The sequence below is a fragment of the Paenibacillus popilliae ATCC 14706 genome, assembly GCF_000315235.1.
Lineage (GTDB): Bacteria > Bacillota > Bacilli > Paenibacillales > Paenibacillaceae > Paenibacillus_B > Paenibacillus_B popilliae.
On sequence record NZ_BALG01000090.1, the window covers coordinates 1 to 230 of the forward strand.

At 57.4% G+C, this 230-nt stretch carries 1 pseudogene; it reads right to left on the reverse strand.

What is annotated here, in order from left to right:
* A pseudogene (locus PPOP_RS08355) lies at positions 1-230 on the reverse strand (IS21 family transposase); the annotation flags it as partial.

Sequence of the window (230 nt, forward strand, 5' to 3'; positions counted from 1 at the left end):
TCGCCAGGCGCCGTCTCGAACCGCTCCGTCGCTTTCGATTGAATGGACGGTCGCAGCGGCTGCATGAAGATTCGAAGGATGGTGCTGCTGCCGGTGTAGCCTTTCTCCCGAATCTCGTCCAGAATGACTCTCGCATTCAGACAGCCTTCCGCCATACGATGGCGTATATACTCTTTGTAGGCATCCAGCTTTCCTGCTGTCGGCTTGCGCTTCGGGTATACGCCTGGCTC